Annotated in this window: 12 protein-coding genes and 1 riboswitch; of the genes, 9 read left to right on the top strand and 3 right to left on the bottom strand. The window is 47.9% G+C overall.

Translation table 11 applies throughout. From position 1 onward, the window contains the following. The first annotated feature begins 547 nt into the window (after positions 1-547). The 5 genes from H7F15_RS09575 to H7F15_RS09555 all read left to right on the top strand — a co-directional run bounded on the left by H7F15_RS09575 (position 548) and on the right by H7F15_RS09555 (position 14,417). Positions 548-4,021 carry a T9SS type A sorting domain-containing protein gene (locus tag H7F15_RS09575; protein ID WP_185196755.1) on the top strand — a complete coding sequence of 1,158 codons (3,474 nt, stop codon included), beginning with the start codon at positions 548-550 and terminating at the stop codon, positions 4,019-4,021. A 721-nt stretch (positions 4,022-4,742) separates the two neighbouring features. Continuing rightward, a complete protein-coding gene (locus tag H7F15_RS09570; RefSeq protein WP_185196754.1) occupies positions 4,743-10,007 on the top strand; it encodes a hypothetical protein in 5,265 nt (1,754 codons plus the stop codon). A 791-nt stretch (positions 10,008-10,798) separates the two neighbouring features. Beyond that, the gene (locus H7F15_RS09565) at positions 10,799-12,895 is read left to right on the top strand and encodes a T9SS type A sorting domain-containing protein (protein WP_185196753.1); all 2,097 of its coding nucleotides are present in this window, start codon (positions 10,799-10,801) and stop codon (positions 12,893-12,895) included. Between the two features lie 111 nt (positions 12,896-13,006). Beyond that, complete coding sequence (locus H7F15_RS09560) at positions 13,007-13,531, top strand: AAA family ATPase (protein WP_185196752.1); 525 nt, start codon at positions 13,007-13,009, stop codon at positions 13,529-13,531. Between the two features lie 10 nt (positions 13,532-13,541). After that, positions 13,542-14,417, top strand: coding sequence for an aldose 1-epimerase family protein (locus H7F15_RS09555; protein ID WP_185196751.1), 876 nt, complete (start codon positions 13,542-13,544; stop codon positions 14,415-14,417). A 67-nt stretch (positions 14,418-14,484) separates the two neighbouring features. Here the strand turns inward: H7F15_RS09555 and H7F15_RS09550 are convergent, their stop codons facing one another. Then, positions 14,485-14,733 (bottom strand): hypothetical protein, encoded by a 249-nt coding sequence (locus H7F15_RS09550; RefSeq protein WP_185196750.1) that lies wholly within the window; start codon positions 14,731-14,733, stop codon positions 14,485-14,487. Between the two features lie 223 nt (positions 14,734-14,956). Continuing rightward, a riboswitch (TPP riboswitch) is annotated at positions 14,957-15,053 on the top strand. Positions 15,054-15,114: 61 nt separating this feature from the next. Between H7F15_RS09550 and H7F15_RS09545 the strand changes: the two genes are divergently transcribed. Together H7F15_RS09545 and H7F15_RS09540 are read left to right on the top strand one after the other, a co-directional pair. Continuing rightward, positions 15,115-17,577, top strand: coding sequence for a TonB-dependent receptor (locus H7F15_RS09545; protein WP_185196749.1), 2,463 nt, complete (start codon positions 15,115-15,117; stop codon positions 17,575-17,577). 333 nt (positions 17,578-17,910) lie between these two features. Next, positions 17,911-19,089: an acyl-CoA dehydrogenase family protein gene (locus H7F15_RS09540; RefSeq protein ID WP_185196748.1), complete on the top strand. Its 1,179-nt coding sequence runs from the start codon at positions 17,911-17,913 to the stop codon at positions 19,087-19,089. Between the two features lie 350 nt (positions 19,090-19,439). Here H7F15_RS09540 and H7F15_RS09535 read toward each other — a convergent pair whose 3' ends face one another. Further along, the gene (locus H7F15_RS09535; protein WP_185196747.1) at positions 19,440-19,955 is read right to left on the bottom strand and encodes a phospholipase D-like domain-containing protein; all 516 of its coding nucleotides are present in this window, start codon (positions 19,953-19,955) and stop codon (positions 19,440-19,442) included. Between the two features lie 213 nt (positions 19,956-20,168). On the opposite strand from H7F15_RS09535, the gene ruvB reads away from it, so the two are divergent. Then, positions 20,169-21,215, top strand: a complete 1,047-nt coding sequence (gene ruvB / locus H7F15_RS09530; protein ID WP_185196746.1) for a Holliday junction branch migration DNA helicase RuvB — start codon at positions 20,169-20,171, stop codon at positions 21,213-21,215. 409 nt (positions 21,216-21,624) lie between these two features. Beyond that, a complete protein-coding gene (gene queG / locus H7F15_RS09525) occupies positions 21,625-22,590 on the top strand; it encodes a tRNA epoxyqueuosine(34) reductase QueG (RefSeq protein WP_185196745.1) in 966 nt (321 codons plus the stop codon). On the opposite strand, the gene H7F15_RS09520 is transcribed toward queG, so the two are convergent. Then, on the bottom strand, positions 22,574-22,765 hold the full coding sequence (locus H7F15_RS09520; protein WP_185196744.1) for a hypothetical protein: 192 nt from the start codon (positions 22,763-22,765) through the stop codon (positions 22,574-22,576). The genes queG and H7F15_RS09520 overlap by 17 nt on opposite strands. Between the last annotated feature and the right edge of the window lie 120 nt (positions 22,766-22,885).

The following is a 22,885-nucleotide window of genomic DNA, read 5'->3' as shown; positions in this document are numbered from 1 at the left end:
TAAATATGTTCAAGTAAACATAGTATGTTTCTGCTATTTTTATTTGCCCTGATATTCTATAGTTTCCCCATGGTTTAAAAGTTATTAGCTTTAATTCATTATTTGTATAATACAAAATAAATTGACTTCCGTTATATTTAGTAAGTAGAAATTTGTAAGCTCTCCATGTAGACGCTGTGCTACTTAAAGAAAGTCGTCAGTATGACCCGGAAGTGGTCAGGAATAAAGAGCAGTCCCCTCTATCTGCTTTAAACAAATCATCCATTTCAGAAAACATTATTAGTTGAAGCTAAAAAGTAACACTGCTACAACATGTCTATTTTGTCTTTGGGTACACCCCCCGAAGTAGGATTAAAATCAACTAAGTTACTATGATAATACTTTGTCTCAACCAGGCAGGCAACAGCTACCTTGTTGCGGCTAATGCAGTACGTCCTCCCTGATTTGTAGCTTTTACCGAGCTATAACTTTACGCTACCTGCTTTGCAAAGTGCAAAGAGAAATTCTGAAGAAAGCCAAACATTAAATACTATGAAAACTTTTACTTATGAAAGACATTTTAATTCATACCCACAGAACGGGTAATTTTCTTTCGAAGCAGCTGCACGCACTATGGCAAATTGCTATGGTTATGACAGCTGTTTTTTCTTTTTCAGTTAATACTAATGCTCAAAACCTTCCACCTGCAACTTCATGTACCTCTAATGATCTTAGAGTACTCAGTGCTTCATTAAGCGGTACAGGTTGTGTGACTTGTACACCTGGAGAACCCCTTACATCAAACCTGACATTCAGAATTGAAAACACAACAGAATCTAATAGAACAGCATATGCTTATTGGGGCACTTTAGTAATTAAAGATGCAAATGGAAACGTTATCAGTAGCACTCCAATAAGTGACTGTAATGATGATGGTTTTCCGGGTGGAACAACACAAACACTTATAAGTATTCCAATCACCTATAATTGCGGTAACCAGGTAGAAATTCAAAACTTTTATGGTGCCTGGACTCCTGCCTCTGATATTGCAGCCAATCAATGTCCTGCAATAACTGCAAATCCTGATAAGATAGCTCCTAAATGCGATGCTATACCTGTGCTGCCGATCAGAACACCTGTTGTAGCTTTTGCCGGAGACGACTTTTCTATTACTTGTGTTAGTAATCCGAATGGTAAACAAATAGGAGAATCTCCTCAAACAGGGTTTACATATTCATGGACCCCTACTACTGGCCTAAGTGCATCCAACATAAGTAATCCAACTGCTAACCCAACTACCACAACAACTTATACTGTTACCAAGACAAGAACAGCAGATAATTGTTCTGATACAGATCAGATTACAGTAACTGTAGATAATGCAGCGGTTACAGCCTTTGCCGGAGACGACTTTACAATAACCTGTACCAGTAATACAAATGGTAAACAAATAGGAGAAGCACCCGATGCAGCTTTTACATATTCCTGGGAGCCTGCAGATGGCTTAAGTGCAACAAATATTAGTAACCCGATCGCGAACCCAACAGAGCCTAAAACTTATACAGTTACCAAAACTGATATTTCGTCAGGTTGTACGGATACAGACGTAATTGAGGTTGATGTAGACATTACTCCTTCAGGTGTTGTTGGTGTGCTGGATGAAGAAAGGTGTGGTCCTGGTATAGTAACTTTCGAGGTACCTACGCCACTAAATGGAGTAACTTATAGATGGTACGATGCTGCTACAAATGGTAACCTTCTAGAAACAGGTACAACATTTACTACAAGCAGTTTATCTTCAACAACCTCTTTCTGGATTACTGCTACCAGTGCTAACGGATGCGTAACTACACCTGAGGAGGTACAGGCATTGATATTTACACCAGTTGTAACCAATGCGGGCACAGATGTGACTTCATGCAGTGCAGATCCAGTACAATTAAATGGTTCTGTAACCGGTGGTGCAACCACGGGCAGCTGGACTGGTGGTACAGGTACATTTAACCCAAGCAGAAATGTGCTTAACCCAACTTATACTCCATCTGCAGCCGAAGTTAGTGCCGGTACAGTAACACTTACTTTGACATCTGCTGACCCAACAGGCCCTTGTCCAACAGATGATGATGCTGTCACTATAACCATTTCTAACATGGTGCTTTCAGCCATAGTAACTGATGTGGCCTGTAACGGCGCCAGCACCGGTGCCATTAATCTGAGCGTAAGTGGTGGCGTATCACCTTATACTTATGACTGGAGCAACGACGGTGCTGAATCGCCAGATAACGATCCACAGGATTTGACCGGACTTGCTGCAGGCAGCTATACTGTAACTGTAACTGATGCCAATGGCTGTACTGCTACTCTGACTGAGGTAGTGGATGAAGCCAGCGACATTACACTATCCGCAGTGGTAACCCATGTAGCTTGTAATGGCGGCAGTACTGGTGCAATAAATCTTAGTGTTAGCGGTGGTGTTAGCCCATATACCTTTGACTGGAGTAATGACGGTGCTGAATCACCTGACAACGATACAGAGGATCTTAGTGGGCTTGCGGCCGGTACATACACAGTAACAGTAACCGACGCTAATGGCTGCACAGAAACATTAACAAGAACTGTAGAAGAAGCAAGTGGTATTATGCTTTCTGCCATAGTTACAGATGTAGCCTGCAATGGCGCTAGTACAGGAGCCATTAACCTGAGCGTTAGCGGGGGTACCTCTCCCTATACTTATGATTGGAGCAACGATGGACTTGAGAACCCAGATAATGATGCTCAGGATTTGACAAATCTTGCAGCAGGTAGCTATACTGTAATCGTGACAGATGCTAACGGCTGTACTGCTACCCTAACTGAGACAGTGGATCAAGCCAGTGATATTGTTCTTTCTGCTGTGGTAACTGATGTGGCCTGTAACGGCGCCAGCACCGGTGCCATTAATTTGAGCGTAAGTGGTGGCGTATCACCTTATACTTATGACTGGAGCAACGACGGTGCTGAGTCGCCTGACAACGATCCACAGGATTTGACCGGACTTGCGGCCGGTACATACACTGTAACTGTAACCGATGCTAACGGTTGTACTGAAACCCTAACAGAAACAGTAGATCAACCAACTGGCATTACAGTAACTGCAACAGGTAGTAATCCTACCTGCGCCAATTTATCGGGAGGTTCTATTTCTGGAACAATATCCGGAGGTACAGGTCCATACACAGTTAGTGTTAATAACTTCGCATCATCTGTAAACAGTACCGGATCTTATACTATCCCTAATCTAGGAGCAGGATCTTATACTGTAAGTGTTAGAGATGCTAATCAATGTACAGCTTCCAGCAGTGTAGTTACTCTGGTGGCACCTACCTGCGTAGCCTTCGAGGGTTGTACTTTAGGTTACTGGAAAAACCACACAAACCGTTGGGTGACTTGTGATGGATTGAATTTATCTCCTAATACAAAATATGGAACTGTGTTTGCGGATGCTCCTGCCAGCTTAAAAGATCTGACACTAATACAAGTACTCAACCTTGGTGGTGGCGGTATTAATAATCTGGGTCGTCAGAGTGTAGCTGCAATTCTTAATGCTTGCCACCCAGATGTGGATTACAAATTGACTACTTCACAAATAATCAGTGGGGTTAATGCGGCATTCAGAAATAACACTGCAGGTTCATATGCGACATATTTAGATGGCCTAAACAATGCAGGTTGTCCTTTGGGTGGAACTCCTGCAACTCCAAAATCCATAACTAAAGTTCAGAAATTAGATGGCGTAGAGTCTGATCGTATCAGTGCTTACCCAACACCGTTCTCTGACAAGGCTACCATAGAATTTACTACCAGCCGTACCGAGAACTTTGTAGTGAACCTGTATGACATGAAAGGCGCACTGGTGAGACAACTGAAAGCGGGAACAGCCAAAGCAGGTGAACTGCAGGTGGTTGAAGTAGATGGTGCCGGCCTGAACGAAGGCTTGTACATTGCCCGTATGACCAGCGACTCCGGTGCCAAAGCCGTGAAACTATTATTGAAACGAGACTAAACAGTAGGAGGCTGTTTTAATACAGGCGGGGCGTCCGGTAACTATACCGGGCGCCCCGCCTTTTTTTATAAAATCTTCCGGAAATTGATGAAAGAGTATATATAAAAAGCCTTATTTAATTGTACTAAGTAATACCTGCTGTTAACTCAAGCTATATATTCTTTTACTATATAACAGTAGCTTTTTGTTTTATAAAGTGCAAAATATTATAAATATTAGTACATAATACTCGTATTGTAAAACTGTTTACTAATCCGGTGCCTGGTAGGGATGCTAAAACTATAAACCGGATTTATATCGCCCCAACCCTCTACACCTATAAGCCCTGATAGGCCCCGGCATAGTGCTGCGGGAATTACTTGTTTGTTAAAACAAATTAACAAAATGGTGAGACGCTACCAGTGGTTCATTTCTCAATTGGTTACTATTTCTGTTTTCTGGCATTATGGCAGGGGGCTTTGTGCTATCTGCCTTTCTTGCTATGTACCACAACCATTTTCAGGGTCATCTGCTAACCTAAACCCATACCAATCATGAGTAAATTATATGCCCGGCCCGAAGGCGCCCTCTACCTGGCGGCCCTGGTTGTAAAGCCTCCGTAGCCTGCTGAATCTGTGTTGTAAATTAACACAACGGTATTCATTCTCACGTTCCCTGTTGCCTGCTGTTGCAGGACGATTATCTGGTAATAACTATCATAAACTATGAAAACGAGTTATTTATGAAAAATTTCGACAATTACGCGTGTATAACGCAACACTTATTAAAAACGCATTGGCAGCGGCTATGGCTGGTGTTACTGCTTTTTGCAGTACCAGGCGTACTGAACGCAAACTATGTAAGCGTAGTCAAATCGAACAGCTACTCCAGCCAGCTTCTGCTTTCCAAATCCGGTGTAAGAGCTGCGCTATGGTCCGCTATGAACCTGGCAACCCCAAAAGCGGCAGCTGCTGCGTATGATGGGGGAGACTTTAGCCTGGACTTTGTGGCTGCAGCGCCTTACACTTATAACCACGCTACAGGCGGCGGCGCTTTCGATGACAGAACCATCGGGGTTAACAACGATGTAGTGGAGTCGCTGGAAGGCGGGGATTTTACCTGTGGCGACATTGTTACCTTCCTGACACAAATAACCGTGGCGGATGACGCTGTTGGTGCACAAACTATAGAACTGGATTATGAGTTTCTGGCAGATGCCACCGGGCAACCTGGTGTTGCACTGGGCGATATAGTGGGTGTACAGGTAAACTATGGCGATGTTGGCGGCGATGGCCCGGGCGGCACAGACGCTGGTATAGTTGATGATGGCGGCAGCACTGCAACATTAACAGAAGAGCAGCTTACAGGGCCATTATTCCAGAACGGCAGCAAACTGCTTGGCACCGTAAAAGTTGACGACCTGGAAGCCGGCGAAAAAGTAGTGTTGCGTATAGATGTACGTATCGAATGTGACCCTGGCAGCAAGCCAACCGGTAACCTGCAGGCCGCGATCAGTGCTGGTTTGGTAATTGATCCGTCAGATGACGTGATCAGTGTAGGTAACCAGACCGTTCCTTTCAAAAATGTAAACCAGATCATCTTCCCTACCTGTGACATTATACCTGATACAGCGGTTTGTTCAGGGGCAACCACCCAGTATACCGCTTCAAGCGATGTGGCAGATGCGACATATCTGTGGTCAATAACCGGTAACGGAACTATAGTTGGCGCGGCCGGAGATGGCACCAAAACGATAACCGCCACGGGCGGAGCTACTTCTACTTCGGTGCAGGTGCTGGCAGGGGCTGCCGGTACATATACACTGTCGGTTAAAATAAGCAAGCAGGGCTACGGCGATAAAATCTGTTCACAAACCATAACAGTAAACGCCATACCAGCTGCACCTACCGTAACCGTAGTCGATAATTGCGATGGTACTTCTACACTTACCGCCAGCAACTATACAGGCTCTCTGCTTTGGAGCAACGGCGCAACAACCGCAACTATAACCGTACAGGCTGCTGGTACTTACACCGTAACGCAAACAGTTAATGGCTGTACAAGTGCACCTGGCTCTGGCGTTGCAGCTCCCGGCACTACTCCTAATGCTCCGGGTACATCACCGGTATCGTATTGCGTGGGCGAAACAGCTGTAGCACTTACTGCCACTGGCACCAATCTGCTATGGTACACTGCACCAACAGGCGGAGAAGGCTCAGCTACTGCCCCTGTGCCAAGCACTGCCACTGCCACCACACTTACCTACTATGTAACACAAACTGTAGGTAACTGCGAAAGCCCGAGAGCAGCTATAGTTGTAACTATCAATCCTAATCCGGTAGCTACTGCATCTGTAACTGGTAAGTTAACCTGTAGTGTCAGATCTGTTACCTTAAGTGGTTCTGCAGATATTGCGGTTACTTCCTATTCCTGGACAGGACCAAACGACTTCACTTCTACAGCACAGAACCCATCTGTTATGGCACCTGGTACCTATACACTTACTGTAGAGACTGCAGCAGGCTGTACTGATACCGACCAGGTAGTGGTGGAAGAAGATAAAGATGTACCAACTGTAACAGCCGGCACATACGGACCTGTTTGCGTGGATGCTGCTGCCATCACCTTAGGCGGAACACCGGCGGGAGGCACCTGGACCGGAACCAGCGTAACAGCTGTGAATGGCGGCTACCAGTTTAACCCGGCCACTGCAGGTGTAGGCTCGCATGTGCTTACTTACACGGTAGTTGGTGAGAACGGATGCGAAGGTTCGGCAACTGCAACTATAGTTGTAAACGGCCTGCCGGCAGCTTATACTTTAACCGGAGGCGCTTACTGCACTGGAGCAACTCCAGCGGGTGCTGCCGTAACCCTTGCTGACTCTGACACAGGCATAAATTACCAGTTACAGATCAACAACAACGGCACCTGGACCAATGTAACCAATGCCATGGTAGCAGGCACAGGCGCAGGCATCAGCTTTGGTATACAGCCTGCAGGAACTTACCGTGTACTGGCCACCAATGCCACCACCGGCTGCGACGATACCTTTGGTAATGCAACAGTTATAGTTAACCCATTGCCTGAGGCTTCGGCTTCTGTAAGTGGTAAAATTACCTGCGACAACCCAACCGTAACTATAAGTGGCTCATCTGACATACAGGGAGCTGTTTATACCTGGGTAGGACCAACAGGCGCTGCGCTGGAAGGACAGCAGGTAGCCGTAGGAATGGAAGGTACTTATACACTGACCGTAACAAACCCTGAAACCGGCTGCTCAAACACTGCTACCGTTCAGGTAACCAAGGATATTGACGTGCCGCATGTTACTGTTCAGGAGTATGGCCGAATCTGCATAGATGCGCCAGCCTTTACGTTAGCGGGTACACCTGCAGGTGGTGTCTGGACTGGTGCCGGCGTAACAGCTGTAAATGGCGGCTATCAGTTTAACCCGGCTACAGCAGGTGTTGGATTGCATACGCTTACCTATACCGTAACCGGAACAAACGGATGTGTTGGTACTGCCACTACAACTATAAGAGTAATCGATCTGCCAACTGCTTATACATTGACCGGCGGCCACTACTGCCAGGGTGCTACCCCAGCCGGGGCCGTAGTAACCTTAGCTGATTCTGAAAATAATGTGGATTACCAGCTGCAGGTGCTGAACGGTGCTGTATGGACCAATGTTGGTGCTGAAGTAGAAGGTACCGGCTCCGCTATCAGCTTTGGCGTGCAGCCGGCCGGCAGGTACCGTGTGGTAGCTACCACAGACAAAGGCGGCTGCGATAACACCTTCGGCGATGCTATAGTTAAGGAAGAACCTCGTCCGGTAGTAGATGCCGGTGAAAGCAAGGTGCTTACCTGCGATGTGCAGTCTGTAAGGCTGAGAGGTACCTCCAATATGGAGAATGTAACCTTTGCCTGGACAACCCATGACGGTAACATTGTATCCGGTGCCAACAGTGCTGTAGCAGTTGTAAATGCGGCAGGTACCTACGTACTTACTGTAACCAACAACAGCACAGGCTGCAGCGCTTCAGACGAAGTAGTGGTAAGAGAGCGTACCGATCTGCCTAACGTAGATGCCGGCGCAACCCGCACCCTGACCTGTAAAGTAACATCTGTGCAGCTGCAGGGTACTTCTACTACCGAGAATGTATCGTACTTATGGACAACTACAGATGGTAACATTGTATCAGGTGCTACCACACTTACACCGGTTGTAAACGAGCCAGGTACTTATGTGCTTACTGTAACTCATAACCGTACTGGCTGCAGTGCATCTGATGCCGTAGTTGTTAACCTGAACGACGATGCACCGAATGTAGCAGCAATGGGCGGCACACTGGATTGCGTGACCGGTACGGTGCAGTTAACAGGTTCGTCTACCACAGCCAACGTATCGTACAGCTGGACCGGACCGGACGGAACTACCTATAACGAGCAGAACCCAACCGTGAACATGGCCGGTACTTATACCTTAACTGTTACCAACAACAGCACAGGTTGCAGCGCCACTGCCACTGCCACAGTACTGCCGGCGCAGGTGGTTACCCGCACCGAAGTTACCTGCTACGAAATCGACTTTGAGCAGGATGATACCGGTCTTATTACCTCTACCATGACCAATGCCGGTCTCGTTCAGATCGTAGGCCAGCGCCGCACACCGGAAGGACCGATAGCCCTGGGCAACCACGCCGCTATCTTCAACTCCGAAATGCCGACTGGTGACGATGAAGACCTGTACACTCCGGATTGGGGTAAAGTACTGATCATTAACCAGGACAGAACCAATGTGCCAAACGACAACCAATGGGGTGGCGTGCTGGAACTGGACTTCTCTGCTTTCGGACCTGTTACCATGACATCGCTCAGAGCGCTCGACATTGACGAGTACGAAGACTGGTCGTGGGTAGTGCTGTATGATGGTGCCGGTAACGAACTATACCGCGTGCAGCTGCAGCCGCTTGGCAATAACAGCAAACAGATCGTGGATCTGGGCAATACAGAGGGAGTTATGAAGATGCGTGTGTACCTGGATGGTACCGGCGTAGACTATGTAGGTTCCGGCGCGATCGATGAGATCAAGTTCTGCATTACCCGCGAAGTGGAAGAGCCATGCGTTACTCCTGAGCCAGAGCCAAGCTGTTACATCGCTGACTTCAACCAGGATGAGCCAGGCCTGATCACATCGACTACTACCAACGCTGGTGAGATCGGTATACTGGGTCGCCGCCGTACATCGGATGGACCAATAGCCCTGGGCAATCATGCTGCTATCTTTAATACCGGCATGCCGACTGGTGACGATGAAGACCTGTACACCGAAGACTGGGGCAATGTGCTGATCATCAACCAGGACAGAACCAACGTGCCGAACGATAACCAGTGGGGCGGTATCCTGGAACTGGACTTCTCTGCCTTCGGACCTGTAACGCTGTACTCACTTAAAGCACTTGATATCGATGAATATGAAGACTGGTCGTGGGTGAAACTATACGATGGCGAGGGCAACGAGCTGTACAGTGTACAACTGAAACCACTGGGCAACAACAGCAAGCAGATCGTAGACCTGGGTGCTACCAGCGGTGTAATGCTGATGAAAGTGTACCTCGATGGTACTGGTGTAGACTATGTAGGTTCTGGTGCAATTGACGACATCAGCTTCTGCATCGACAGCGAAAACGTTGCACTGCAAACTATAACCAGAGCAAGCGCGCTGCAGTCCGAAACCGCACCAGGTATAGAAGCGACAGCATACCCAATGCCATTCGCCGACAGAACTACCTTAGAGTTTACAGTGGCTGAGTCGCAGGAGTATGTAGTGCAGCTGTTTGATTCCAAAGGCCAGTTGGTACGCGAACTGAAAGCTGGTAATGCAGCGGCCGGCGAGCGGGTGTCTGTGGAAGTAGACGGCGCTAAACTGTCTGATGGCTTATACTTTGCCAACATTGTGTGCAAATCCGGTCTTCAAAAATCGGTGAAACTACTGCACAGAAAATAAGCAGACGATAGCTTACCTTATAAACTGCCCTGTAGCCACTGGCTGCAGGGCAGTTTTTTTATGCCCGGCCACAGCGCAGCAGAACTATAGCTGTTGCCACTTCCCGGGTTAACTATAGTTTAACAATAGGCGGTCTCCCGGGCAACTTATCACAGACTAATCCGGCCACTTCTGAAAAGACTTTGTAGAGCACAACAAACACTATACAGACAGCTATTTTAACCGGCATAGATGATGTTTATTTCGGTGTACTAAATTTTTTGAGGCCTTAACTAAATCCTTGCAGATGTGTGCTTTATCTTGAGAAGTGAGGGCTAAATAGGGTGATTAGCCTGAAAAAATAAACGTATACTATAGGGTGTTATTCATCCTGACGGTTCTGATCAGCTCTTTTTCAGAACTATAGTACTGTAAGCTTAAAAACCCTGATAAGCTTTGTCGCAAAATGGTGCTTGTTATTACTTATTTGTAAAGGTATAGTAATATGGTAAAGTTCTACATCCGGGGGTTGCTTCTGACATTTCCTGTATCTCCATTCTGGTTCCTGCAACAGGGCCCCTGATCTGTTTTGCGCGTCTCAAAGTAGGTCTTTTATCAATTATAATTTTTTTAATTATGGAAAAAGGAAATACCCGGCTACAAGGTGGGATGCCGCTTATTCCACTGCTTTTAAAACCTCCGTAATGCCATCCCGGCCTCAATACAGCTTATTTTACCTTGTGCTAAGTTACCCGCTTATTTAGAGAAAATTGCCTTATGAGAATTTATACAACTATGAAAGCTTACATCCTATGGAAAACTATAACAACTACTCCTGTCTGTTAAAAGATAAATTACTTACTCGCTTACAAAAAATTTCGGTTGCATTGCTTGCGCTTGCGTTGCCATTTGGTTTGCAGGCAAAAGAAGCACGACAAGCTGTAGAAAACTGCCACATCATCGACTTTAACCAGGAAAGCACCGGCCTGATAACAGCTACCACTACCAATGCAGGTATGGTGGATATTGTAGGCCAGCGCCGCACCCCGGATGGGCCTATTGCCTTAGGCAACCACGCCGCTATTTTTGATACCGGCCAGCCAACCGGCGACGATACCGACCTGTACACCGATGACTGGGGCAACGTACTCATCATTAACCAGGACAGAACCAACGTGCCAAACGACAACCAATGGGGCGGCGTGATGGAGCTGGATTTCTCAGCAGTAGGTCCGGTAACACTGTACTCACTCAAAGCTTTGGATATCGATGAATACGAAGACTGGTCGTGGGTGAAACTATACGATGCCAATGGAAATGAACTGTACAGCGTGCAACTACAACCACTGGGTGACAACAGCAAGCAAATGGTTGACCTGGGCGGAACAAAAGGAGTTATGAAGATGCGCGTGTACCTCGATGGTACCGGCGAGGACTTTGTAGGTTCCGGCGCGATTGACGACATTATGTTCTGTGTGGAAGTAGAGGAGCCGCAACGATGCTTTATTGCTGATTTCAACCAGGAAGGAACCGGCCTGATCGAGTCTACCATGACCAATGCAGGAGAGATCGGTATTTTAGGTCGTGCCCGGACTTCTACTGGTCCTGTAGCACTGGGCAACCATGCCGCCATTTTCGACAGTGGCATGCCAACCGGTGACGACGACGACTTATATACAGACGATTGGGGCAATGTACTGATCATTAACCAGGACAGAACCAACGTACCGAATGATAACCAGTGGGGCGGTATCCTGGAACTGGACTTCTCAGCTTTCGGACCTGTTACCATGTATTCGCTTAAAGCCCTCGATATTGACGAGTACGAAGACTGGTCGTGGGTAGTGCTGTACGACGGTGCCGGTAACGAACTATACCGCGTGCAGCTGCAGCCATTAGGTAATAACAGCAAACAGATGGTTGACCTGGCTGGCACAGAAGGTGTGATGAAAATGCGTGTGTACCTGGATGGCACAGGAGAGGATTATGTAGGCTCCGGCGCTATTGATGACATCATGTTCTGTGTGGAAGAGAAGAAACCAGAGACCTGCTTTATAGCTGACTTCAACCAGGAGTCAACCGGTCTGCTTGAAGCTACCACCACCAATGCCGGTGATATTGGTTTACTGGGTCGCCGCCGTACCGCTGATGGTTCAATTGCCTTAGGCAACCACGCTGCTATTTTCGATACTGGCATGCCAACCGGCGACGATACTGACCTGTACACTGAGGACTGGGGTAACGTGCTCATCATCAACCAGGACAGAACCGGCGAACCAAACGACAACCAATGGGGCGGCGTGATGGAGCTGGATTTCTCTGACTTCGGCCCTGTGACTCTGTACTCACTTAAAGCTTTGGATATTGACGAATACGAAGACTGGTCGTGGGTGAAACTATACGATGGCAATGGCAACGAACTATACAGTGTGCAACTGCAGCCGCTTGGTAACAACAGCAAACAAATGGTTGACTTAGGTGGTACCAGTGGTGTAATGCTGATGAAAGTGTACCTGGATGGTACCGGCGAGGACTTTGTAGGTTCAGGCGCGATTGATGATATCAGTTTCTGTATAGATGGCAACAGTGCTTCTGCTGCCCTGCAGGCTGGCAACACAAGCGAGTTAAAAGCTGATCCGAAAGCCGCTATAGATGCTACTGTGTACCCAATGCCATTCACCGACAGAACTACCTTAGAGTTCACAGTGGCTGAGTCGCAGGAGTACGTGGTGCAGCTGTTTGATTCCAAAGGCCAGTTGGTACGCGAACTGAAAGCTGGTAACGCAGTAGCCGGCGAGCGGGTGTCTGTGGAAGTAGACGGCGCTAAACTGTCTGATGGCTTATACTTTGCCAACATTGTGTGCAAATCCGGTCTTCAAAAATCGGTGAAACTGCTGCACAGAAAATAAGCAGAATATAGCTTACCTTATAAACTGCCCTGTAGCCACTGGCTGCAAGGCAGTTTTTTTATGCCCGGCCCAACTATAGGCAGCTGCAGATTTTTAGCGTACTTTGCCTGCATGCTAAAGATCGCGATCACAGGGCCGGAGTCTACAGGTAAGTCTACTTTATCGGCACAGCTGGCAAAACACTATAACACGGTTTGGGTACCCGAATTTGCCCGCACCTACATAGCCAGCCTGAACAGGGAGTACACTATAGACGATATTGAAGCGATAGCCCGCGGGCAATTGCAACAGGAGCAGCAACTGCAGGCCAGTGCCGGAACTATACTGATCTCAGATACCGACCTGCTGGTACTTAAAATATGGAGCGAGCATGCCTTTGGCAGAACACCCGCCTTTGTACTCGACAGATTACAGCAACAGGACTATAACCTTTACCTGCTGATGGGCGTTGATTTGCCCTGGGAGCCTGATCCGCAGCGCGAGCACCCGCACCTGCGCCAGTTTTTTTACGACTGGTACAAGCGCGAGCTGCAGACCATGGGCGTACCCTTTGCCGAGATAAGCGGGCAGCAGCAGGAGCGTTTCCGGAATGCCCTGCAGCACATTAATGCCCTGTTACGGCAAGCCAAACTATAACTATAGCCGCATGCTACATTTCTTAGAGAACGAAAACTATAAAATTGGTGTCGAGAGTCTGGGCGCCGAACTGCAGCACTTTATAAAGCTGGATGAGCAGCTGGAATTTATCTGGGTGGCCGATCCGGCTGTTTGGGCCAGCCATGCCCCCAACCTGTTCCCGATCGTAGGCGAACTCCCCGATTTTAAGTACACCTACAACAACAAAACCTACCCGATGCAGCGCCACGGCTTTGCCCGCAAAAAGGAATTTAAGCTGATAGAAGAGCATCGGGATAAACTGGTATTTGAGCTGACCCACGACGAGGAAACGCTGGCGCAGTATCCGTTTAAGTTTACCCTGCTGATAGCCTACAAACTGGAATGGAACAAGCTATCGGTAACTTACCTGGTGCGCAACGACGATGTACATAGCCTGTATTTTTCGGTGGGCGGGCATCCGGGTTTTAACGTACCTTTTTACCCCGACGAGAACTATACCGATTATTACCTCGAGTTTGAGAAAGAGGAGACTCTGAGCCGGTATCTGCTGAACGGGAATGGCCTGCAAAACGGCGATACGGAACGTGTACTGGAACAGGAACGCGTACTGCACCTCAACCATAGTTACTTCGACAAAGATGCACTGGTGTTCAAGAACCTGAACTCTGAGAAAGTAACCCTGGCCAGCACCACCAACCCGAGAACTGTGGAAGTGGAATTCAAAGGCTTTCCGTACCTGGGTATCTGGGCAAAGCCGGGGCCAAGCAAGTATGTGTGCATTGAGCCCTGGTGTGGCATAGCCGGCCGGGTAGGGGAAACAGGCGAGCTGCAGGAAAAAGAAGGCATACAGGAGTTAGGACCAAAACAGGCATTCGAGCGCACCTACACCATCACCATACTATAGCCCGAACTACAGCAAACAAAAAAGCCCCTGGCAGTACATAACGGCCAGGGGCTTTTTGTTTGTCAGTTTATTGCAAAGAAGGTTCCGGAAGCTTCGGAAACTTTATAGTTCTGAAGTCATAATTCGGTTCAAAATCATTTACCGGCAACGAAATGCCGGGCGGAAGGTCCAGGTCTGGCAGGCCATCGCCAAGCGGTTCGCCACCGTCATCGTCGTTGTCGGTTGATGGCGGGTGATTAAACTTTGTGCGCGGCGAAAAGGCGTAATAAGCCAGTATAGTAAGCAAAGCTAAAGTATACAGTAGGCTGATCATCATCACAATTTCGGCTTAATTTATTATCAGTTCAGCGGGCATATCTTCCTGGTTTTGCTATAGTTAGGAGCGGGAGCAAGAAAACGTGCCTGTACCTTTTAAAACGTACTTTGCGTTTTATGGTTTGTACATTGGCTAAAAAAATTCCTATAAATCTGTATTTTGTTATATACCGATGTGCTAATTAAGGCGCTGGCTTTTTAAAACCGTTTTAAAGCCGTACTTTTGCCGGCAGTAGGGGTGCCTTATAACAACGGGCTGAGATCATACCCATTGAACCTGTACGGGTAATGCCGTCGTAGGGAAACAAAAGGGAAACACAAAAAAGCAGGATGCTAACCCCTGGCAGACCTGTATGTGTCACTTTATCTTTTTAACCATTTCATGAAAAATTTCCTGTTTGCACTGGCCATGTGTTTGTTGCCATTGCAGTTGCTTGCACAGTTTAACCTGAGCGGGCGCGTCACCGATTCCACCACCGGCAATTCCCTTCCGGGGGCTACCATTCTGCTCGAGAACACCAGCCTGGGCACTACTTCCGGAGCCGACGGCGCATTTGCCTTTACCAACCTGGCGGCCGGTAACTATAGTTTAAAAGTGAGCTTTTTAGGGTTTGAGCAGAAAAAAGTAACTATAAACCTGCAAAAAAACGAGCAGGTGCAGCTTGCCCTGACCCCGCAAACATTCAAGGCCGATGAAGTTGTAGTGCTATCAACCCGCGCCGACGAAAGAACCGGAACCACTTACACCAACGTAACCCGCGAAGCCATAGAAGAGCGAAACTTTGGACAGGATCTGCCTTACCTGCTGGAAAATACACCTGCTGTTGTGGTAAATTCTGATGCCGGCGCCGGCGTGGGTTATACGGGCATCCGTATTCGTGGCTCTGATATTTCGCGCATCAACGTAACTATAAACGGCATACCGGTAAACGATTCGGAGAGCCACGGCGTGTTTTTTGTGAACATGCCGGATTTTGCCTCGTCCATTGAGGATATACAGGTGCAGCGGGGTGTGGGAACATCCACTAACGGGGCCGGTGCCTTTGGTGCCAGCATCAATATCCAGACCCAGCGCGTGCGCCCGGAAGCGTACGCCGAAACAGACCATAGTTATGGCTCTTTTGATACCTGGAAAAACAACCTGCGCTTTGGTACAGGCCTGATCAATGGTAAGTTCGCATTTGATGGCCGCCTGTCGCGCCTGAAGTCGGATGGGTATATTGACCGGGCTTTCTCTGATCTGAAGTCGTTCTATTTTTCGGGTGGCTACTACGGCGATAAAACCATGCTGAAGTTTGTGACCTTTTCGGGCAAAGAGAAAACCTACCAGGCCTGGGATGGCGTGCCGGAAGAGCTCCTGAAAACAAACCGCACTTATAACGGCATCGGCAGCTATACCGACGAGAACGGGGAGGAGCAATTTTACGAAAACGAGACCGATAACTACCAGCAGGACCACTACCAGCTGCATTTTGCCCAGGACCTACTGCCACGTCTTAACCTTGGCGGAGCCCTGCATTTTACCCGCGGCCGTGGTTACTATGAGCAGTACAAAGAGAATCAGAAGCTGAGCAACTATGGCCTGACACCTGTAACGATAGGCACCGAAACAATATCCCGCACCGACCTGATCCGGCAGAAGTGGCTTGATAACTACTTTTACGGTGCTACTTACGCCCTGAACTATAGCACCATAGGCAACAAACTGAATGCTACCGTAGGCGGTGCTTGGAACAAGTACGACGGCGACCATTACGGCGAAGTGATATGGGCACGATATGCCTCTGCCAGCGAGATCGGGCACCGTTACTACTATAACAAAGCCATTAAAACAGATTTTAACGTGTTTGCGAAAACGAACTACCAGCTAACCGATAAACTGGGCTTGTTTGGCGATCTGCAGTACCGTACTATAAATTATAAGCTAAACGGTGTGGATGATGATAACCGCAACGTAACGCAGCAGGCCGATTTCAATTTCCTGAACCCGAAAGCCGGCGTAACCTATAGTTTATCAGAAAAGCAGTTGTTGTATGCGTCTTACGCCATCGGTAACCGCGAGCCGTCGCGCTCTGATTTTACCGACCACAAACGCCAGGGACCTGAAGAAAATGTGCAGCCGAAACACGAAACGCTGTATAACCTGGAAACCGGCTACAAGCTGCACGGCGCCACCACACTTTTAGGCCACGAAGCCAGCTATAGTTTCGATGCCACTTACTACTACATGGACTACAACAACCAACTGGTACCAACCGGAGAGTTAAACGATGTAGGCTCGCCGCTGCGTACCAACATAAAAGACAGCTATAGAACCGGCCTGGAACTGGCAGGTGCCTTAAACCTGAACAACGTGGTGGAAGTGAGCAGCAATGTGGCCTTTAGCCGCAACAAGATCCGCAATTTTACGGAAATGCTGTATGTGTATGATGGGGACTACAATGTAGAGGACGTTTTAAAAACAACTCTCTCGGAGACAGACATTGCTTTTTCGCCGGCTATAGTTTCGGCGCATAAACTGGAAGTGCAGCCTGTAAAAGGCCTTAAAGCTGCTGTTCTTTACAAAACCGTTGGCAAGCAATACCTGGATAACACCAGCTCCGACGACCGGAAAATAGATGCCTACCAGGTAATGGACCTGCGCCTGCGCTACACCATAAAACCAGGCTTTATGAAGGAACTGGAGTTTGCCCTGCTGGTAAACAACCTGCTGAACAAAAAGTATGTGGCCAACGGCTATACCTGGACCGAACTATACAGTGGCGACCAGAACCGTTACGACTATAACTACTACTATCCGCAGGCCACCCGCAATTTCCTGTTCTCTGTCGGGATGAAGTTTTAAACGATAGCTATAGTTTGCACAAAGGAGCCCTGCCAGTAATGGCGGGGCTTTTTTATGACCAGTGATTAAAGGGATTAAGCAGGATTATTATGATCCTCTAAACCAAAATCGGGGAAAATTTTGAGATGGTTATGATCCACGTTGTTACCATTTTAATTGCCGCCCAGTGTGTGCCATGCAATGAATCATATTTAATCAGTCAAATCATTCTTAATCACTGGTTCAGACAATAATCCTGAAAATCCTTGAATCCTGTAAATCCTGATTCAGACAATCCATTTAAAATTTTATCTTTGCGTATTACCCTTTCTTACAAACCCTTAAAACAAAACTATGGCTTACGAATCATCAGGTGCGCCTGATTACTATAACATCGACGACCTGCTTACCGAAGAGCATTTACTTATCCGCCAGACCATGCGCGATTTTGTGAAGCGCGAGATTTCTCCTTACATCGAAAAATGGGCACAGGATGCACATTTCCCATCAGAGATCGTGAAGAAGTTCGGCAATGTAGGTGCTTTCGGACCAACTATACCAACCGAGTACGGCGGCGGTGGCCTGGACTATATCAGCTACGGCATTATTATGCAGGAAATTGAGCGCGGCGATTCAGGCATGCGTTCAACGGCTTCGGTGCAGGGCTCGCTGGTAATGTACCCGATCTATAAGTATGGGTCTGAGGAGCAGCGCAAAAAGTACCTGCCTAAGCTGGCAAGCGGCGAGTGGCTGGGTTGCTTTGGCTTAACAGAACCTGACTTTGGCTCTAACCCGGGCGGTATGGTGACCAACATCAAAGACATGGGCGATCATTACCTGCTTAACGGTTCTAAAATGTGGATATCGAACTCTCCGGAGTGCCAGGTAGCTGTAGTTTGGGCCAAAAACGAAGAAGGCCGAATCAAAGGCCTAATCGTGGAGCGCGGCATGGAAGGCTTTACCACTCCAGAGATTCACAACAAATGGAGCTTACGTGCCAGCTGCACTGGAGAGCTTGTTTTTGATAACGTGAAAGTGCCAAAAGAGAACCTGCTGCCTAACGTAGATGGTTTGCGCGGCCCGCTGGGTTGCCTTGATTCTGCCCGTTACGGTATTTCGTGGGGTGCCATTGGCGCTGCTATCGATTGCTACGAGTCGGCGCTGAAGTATAGCAAGGAGCGTATCCAGTTCGATAAACCGATCGGTGGTTTCCAACTGACACAAAAGAAACTGGCCGAAATGCTGACCGAAATAACCAAAGCCCAGCTGATGGTATGGCGTTTAGGAACCCTGATGAACGAAGGCAAAGCCACAACCCAGCAAATATCTATGGCAAAGCGCAACAGCGTGGATATGGCCCTGCACATTGCCCGCGAAGCACGCCAGATACATGGCGGCATGGGCATCACCGGCGAGTACCCGATCATGCGCCACATGATGAACCTGGAATCAGTAATTACTTACGAAGGAACCCACGACATTCACCTGCTGATTACGGGTGCTGATATCACCGGCATTCAGGCGTTTAAGTAGTCGTTGATCGTTATTCGGATGGCGATTGAAATATAAACTATAGTTAAGGCAGCTGCGAAAGTGGCTGCCTTTTTTAATTGTCTGAATCAGGATTTACAGGATTAAAGGATGAACAGGATAGGGATGTAGAGACGCAAGATTTTGCGTCTCTACTATGAAACGATAGGCTAAACTATAGTTTGGCAGTACTTTGTAACGATAGCTAAGCGAGTCTGGAGACTCGCCAACACCCTGCGGCACCGGTTGGATACCGGCGCCAGAATTAAAAATCCTGAAAATCCTTAAACCCCCATTAATCCCGGTTCAGACAATAATCCACAAATACTGTAAAATCAGAAGAATCCCTCTAATCACTGGTCTGGATCTTCCTCCTCCCTGAACTCGTTCCTGAATTTTGTACCCGGGCTATACTTCATCATGCTTTCCCAGAGCCTGTCGAACTCGCGGCTATAGTCCTGTACAATGCTTAGGTTATCGGTTACCAGTATGTTTTCGTGGTTAAACATGGCGGCGCTGCGGGTCCAGTTATAGCTGCCGGTCAGTACGCGCACTTCATCAAAAATGGCGAACTTATGGTGCATGTGGCTGCGTGTTTTATCGATGCGCACCTGCAAACCCTTAAAGGCAAGCTCTCTGATATCTGACCCTGCATCATGCAGCTTTTTGTTATCCGTAATGATCCGGATATGTAAACCACGGTAATGCGCCCGCAGAATGGCATCCGATATCCGGTCGTCGCTGATCGTAAATACACAGATCTTTATCGTTTTTTCTGCTTCATCAATGGCCCTGATAATGGCATTCAGACAGTCATCACCGGGACTGAAAAAAGCATGGCTGGTAATTTTATGATGGCTGGGGCGCATGGAATTCTTATTTTAGAGCATTGTAAGATACATCAGCTGCCGCAGGATAAGTAGTAACTATAGATTTTGCTAATTACATTGGATTTATGGGTAAAAACTATAAAATATTTAGCAAAATTTCTTAAATTCGAAGGTGAAAATGGAGCGAAAGCAGTGCCCATAGTGTTACCTGTAGGTAGTGCAAAAGCTGATTTTAAAGTAGAAGATAAAGTAATGAGAGAAGACTATCTCACTGGCGGAAATGAGTACATGACGCCAACCGAACGCGACATAGACAAGGCGCTCCGTCCGCTTAGCTTTTCCGATTTTACCGGTCAGGCTAAGGTGGTGGAGAACCTGAAAATATTTGTGCAGGCGGCCAAAAACCGTGGCGAAGCGCTGGACCACGTGCTGTTGCACGGACCTCCGGGCCTTGGCAAGACCACGCTCTCGCATATTATTGCCTCTGAGCTGGATGCAGGTATTAAAATGACATCGGGCCCGGTATTGGATAAGCCTAGCGACCTGGCGGGTTTGCTGACCAACCTGGATGCCAATGATGTGCTGTTCATTGACGAGATTCACCGCCTGAACCCGATCGTGGAAGAGTACCTGTACTCGGCCATGGAGGACTATAAGATTGATATCATGCTCGATTCTGGTCCTAATGCCCGTTCAGTGCAGATCAGCCTGAACCCGTTTACGCTGATCGGTGCTACCACGCGTTCCGGTTTGCTGACCTCGCCGCTTCGTGCACGTTTCAGTATTAACTCGCGCCTGGAGTATTACGATGCAGAACTGCTGACCTCTATCGTGAAGCGTTCGTCGGCCCTGTTAGGTGCGCCGATACACGAAGACGCTGCCTTTGAGATTGCCCGCCGTAGCCGTGGTACCCCGCGTATTGCCAACAACCTGCTGCGCCGTACCCGCGACTTTGCCCAGGTAAAAGGTAACGGAACTATAACCGTAGAGATAGCCCGGTTTGCGCTGAATGCCCTGGATGTAGACCAGAACGGCCTCGACGATATGGACAACAGAATCCTGATGACGATCATCGACAAGTTTAAAGGTGGCCCGGTAGGCATCACAACTATAGCCACTGCCTGCGGCGAAGAGTCTGAAACGATTGAAGAAGTATATGAGCCATTCCTGATACAGGAAGGTTATATAAAACGAACTGCCCGCGGCCGCGAAGCCACCGAAATGGCCTATCGCCACTTAGGTAAAATTCCGCCTCAGGAAGTAGTAGCCGGCGGCTTGTTCGATCAGCCACAGGCGTAACTATAGCAAAACAAAAAGAGCAGGTGGGGAGCCTGCTCTTTTTATTTCTACCCTAACTCTCCCCTAAAAACAGGGAGGGAGCCTGTCAGAACGAACAAGCCGTTAAATTGATACCTCTCGCTGTTTCCGGTTTCTTAATCCGGAACTATAGCTGAAGCGGATTTCTGATCCACGCAAACTATAAACAGGGATTAAGAAATCCCAGGCAGATGGCTTCCGGGCAAGGATGTCCGAAAGAGCCTGAGAGCTATAGTTAGCCAGACGCTCACAGGTCTGGAAGGCACTGTGAGATCTTTTGAAAAATCATGTTAAATCAGATAAATCCCTTTTAATCGCTGGTCGGATTTATTTTCGCGTAATTTTGTTGTTCAAACTATAGCAGCAAACTATAAGCTGGCTAAACTATAACTTGAACAAAGCACAACAGACATATCTTATCAAACAGAAGGCGCAGGAACTGGGCTTTATGTATTGTGGCATCTCGAAGGCTGGTTTTCTGGAAGAGGAAGCGCCGCGCCTGGAGCGTTGGCTGAACCAGAACATGCACGGGCAAATGCACTACATGGAGAACCACTTCGATAAGCGCCTGGACCCGCGCCTGTTGGTGGATGGGGCAAAATCGGTGGTGTCGTTGCTGCTTAATTACTACCCGGATAAAGAGACACAACAGCCCGAAGAAGATACTTACAAGATCTCGAAATACGCGTACGGCACCGATTACCACTTTGTGATCAAAGACAAGCTGAAAACACTGCTGGGCTACATTAACGAAACGATCGGGGAAGTAGATGGCCGTTGCTTTGTAGACTCGGCACCGGTGCTGGACAAGGCCTGGGCTGCCAAAAGCGGACTGGGTTGGGTGGGCAAACATACACTCCTTATTACGCCACAGGCAGGCAGCTTTTACTTTATAGCCGAGCTGATCATAGACCTGGAACTGGAATATGACGGGCCGATAAAAGATTACTGCGGAAGTTGTACCAAGTGCATTGATGCCTGCCCGACAGATGCTATTGTAGAGCCACACGTAGTGGATGGCAGCAAATGCATCTCTTACTTTACCATTGAGCTGAAAGACCAGCTGCCTGCTGAAATGAACGGCAGGTTTGGCAACTGGGTGTTTGGCTGCGACATCTGCCAGGATGTGTGCCCGTGGAACCGTTTCAGTAAACCGCACACGGAGCCTGCTTTTGCGCCGCACCCCGACCTTAAAAACCTGAAAACAAGCGACTGGCAGGAACTGACGCATGAGGTTTTCTCACAGCTCTTCAAAAAATCGGCAGTAAAACGGACGGGCTACAACGGCCTGTTGCGCAACATTAAATTTGTGGAAGAAGGCCAGGAGCACTGGCCCGATCCTATGGCTGAAGCTTAGCGAAAACGCGGTTGATGATAAACAGGTATTTACCGGAGAACTGGTCGTAACACCATTGTTTAAGCTGTAGCAGCTCATCTGCTACCAGAAATTTAAAGGCTTTTCTGAGTTCCTTTTCAAACAGCATTCTGTCGAAGCTAACCTTCAGCAAAATGGTTTTCACATATTCCAACATGTCAGTAAAATAATAGAATCAAGTTCTGTTTTCAGATATGCATACAGGTAATAAAAGTGCCGGTTATTTTTACTGATTTCTCAGTTATAATTACTTACTCTACCATGCTAACTCAGTAAT

Source organism: Pontibacter sp. Tf4, from assembly GCF_014212495.1.
Classification (GTDB): Bacteria; Bacteroidota; Bacteroidia; order Cytophagales; family Hymenobacteraceae; genus Pontibacter.
This window is presented reverse-complemented; position numbering and strand designations above follow the sequence as displayed.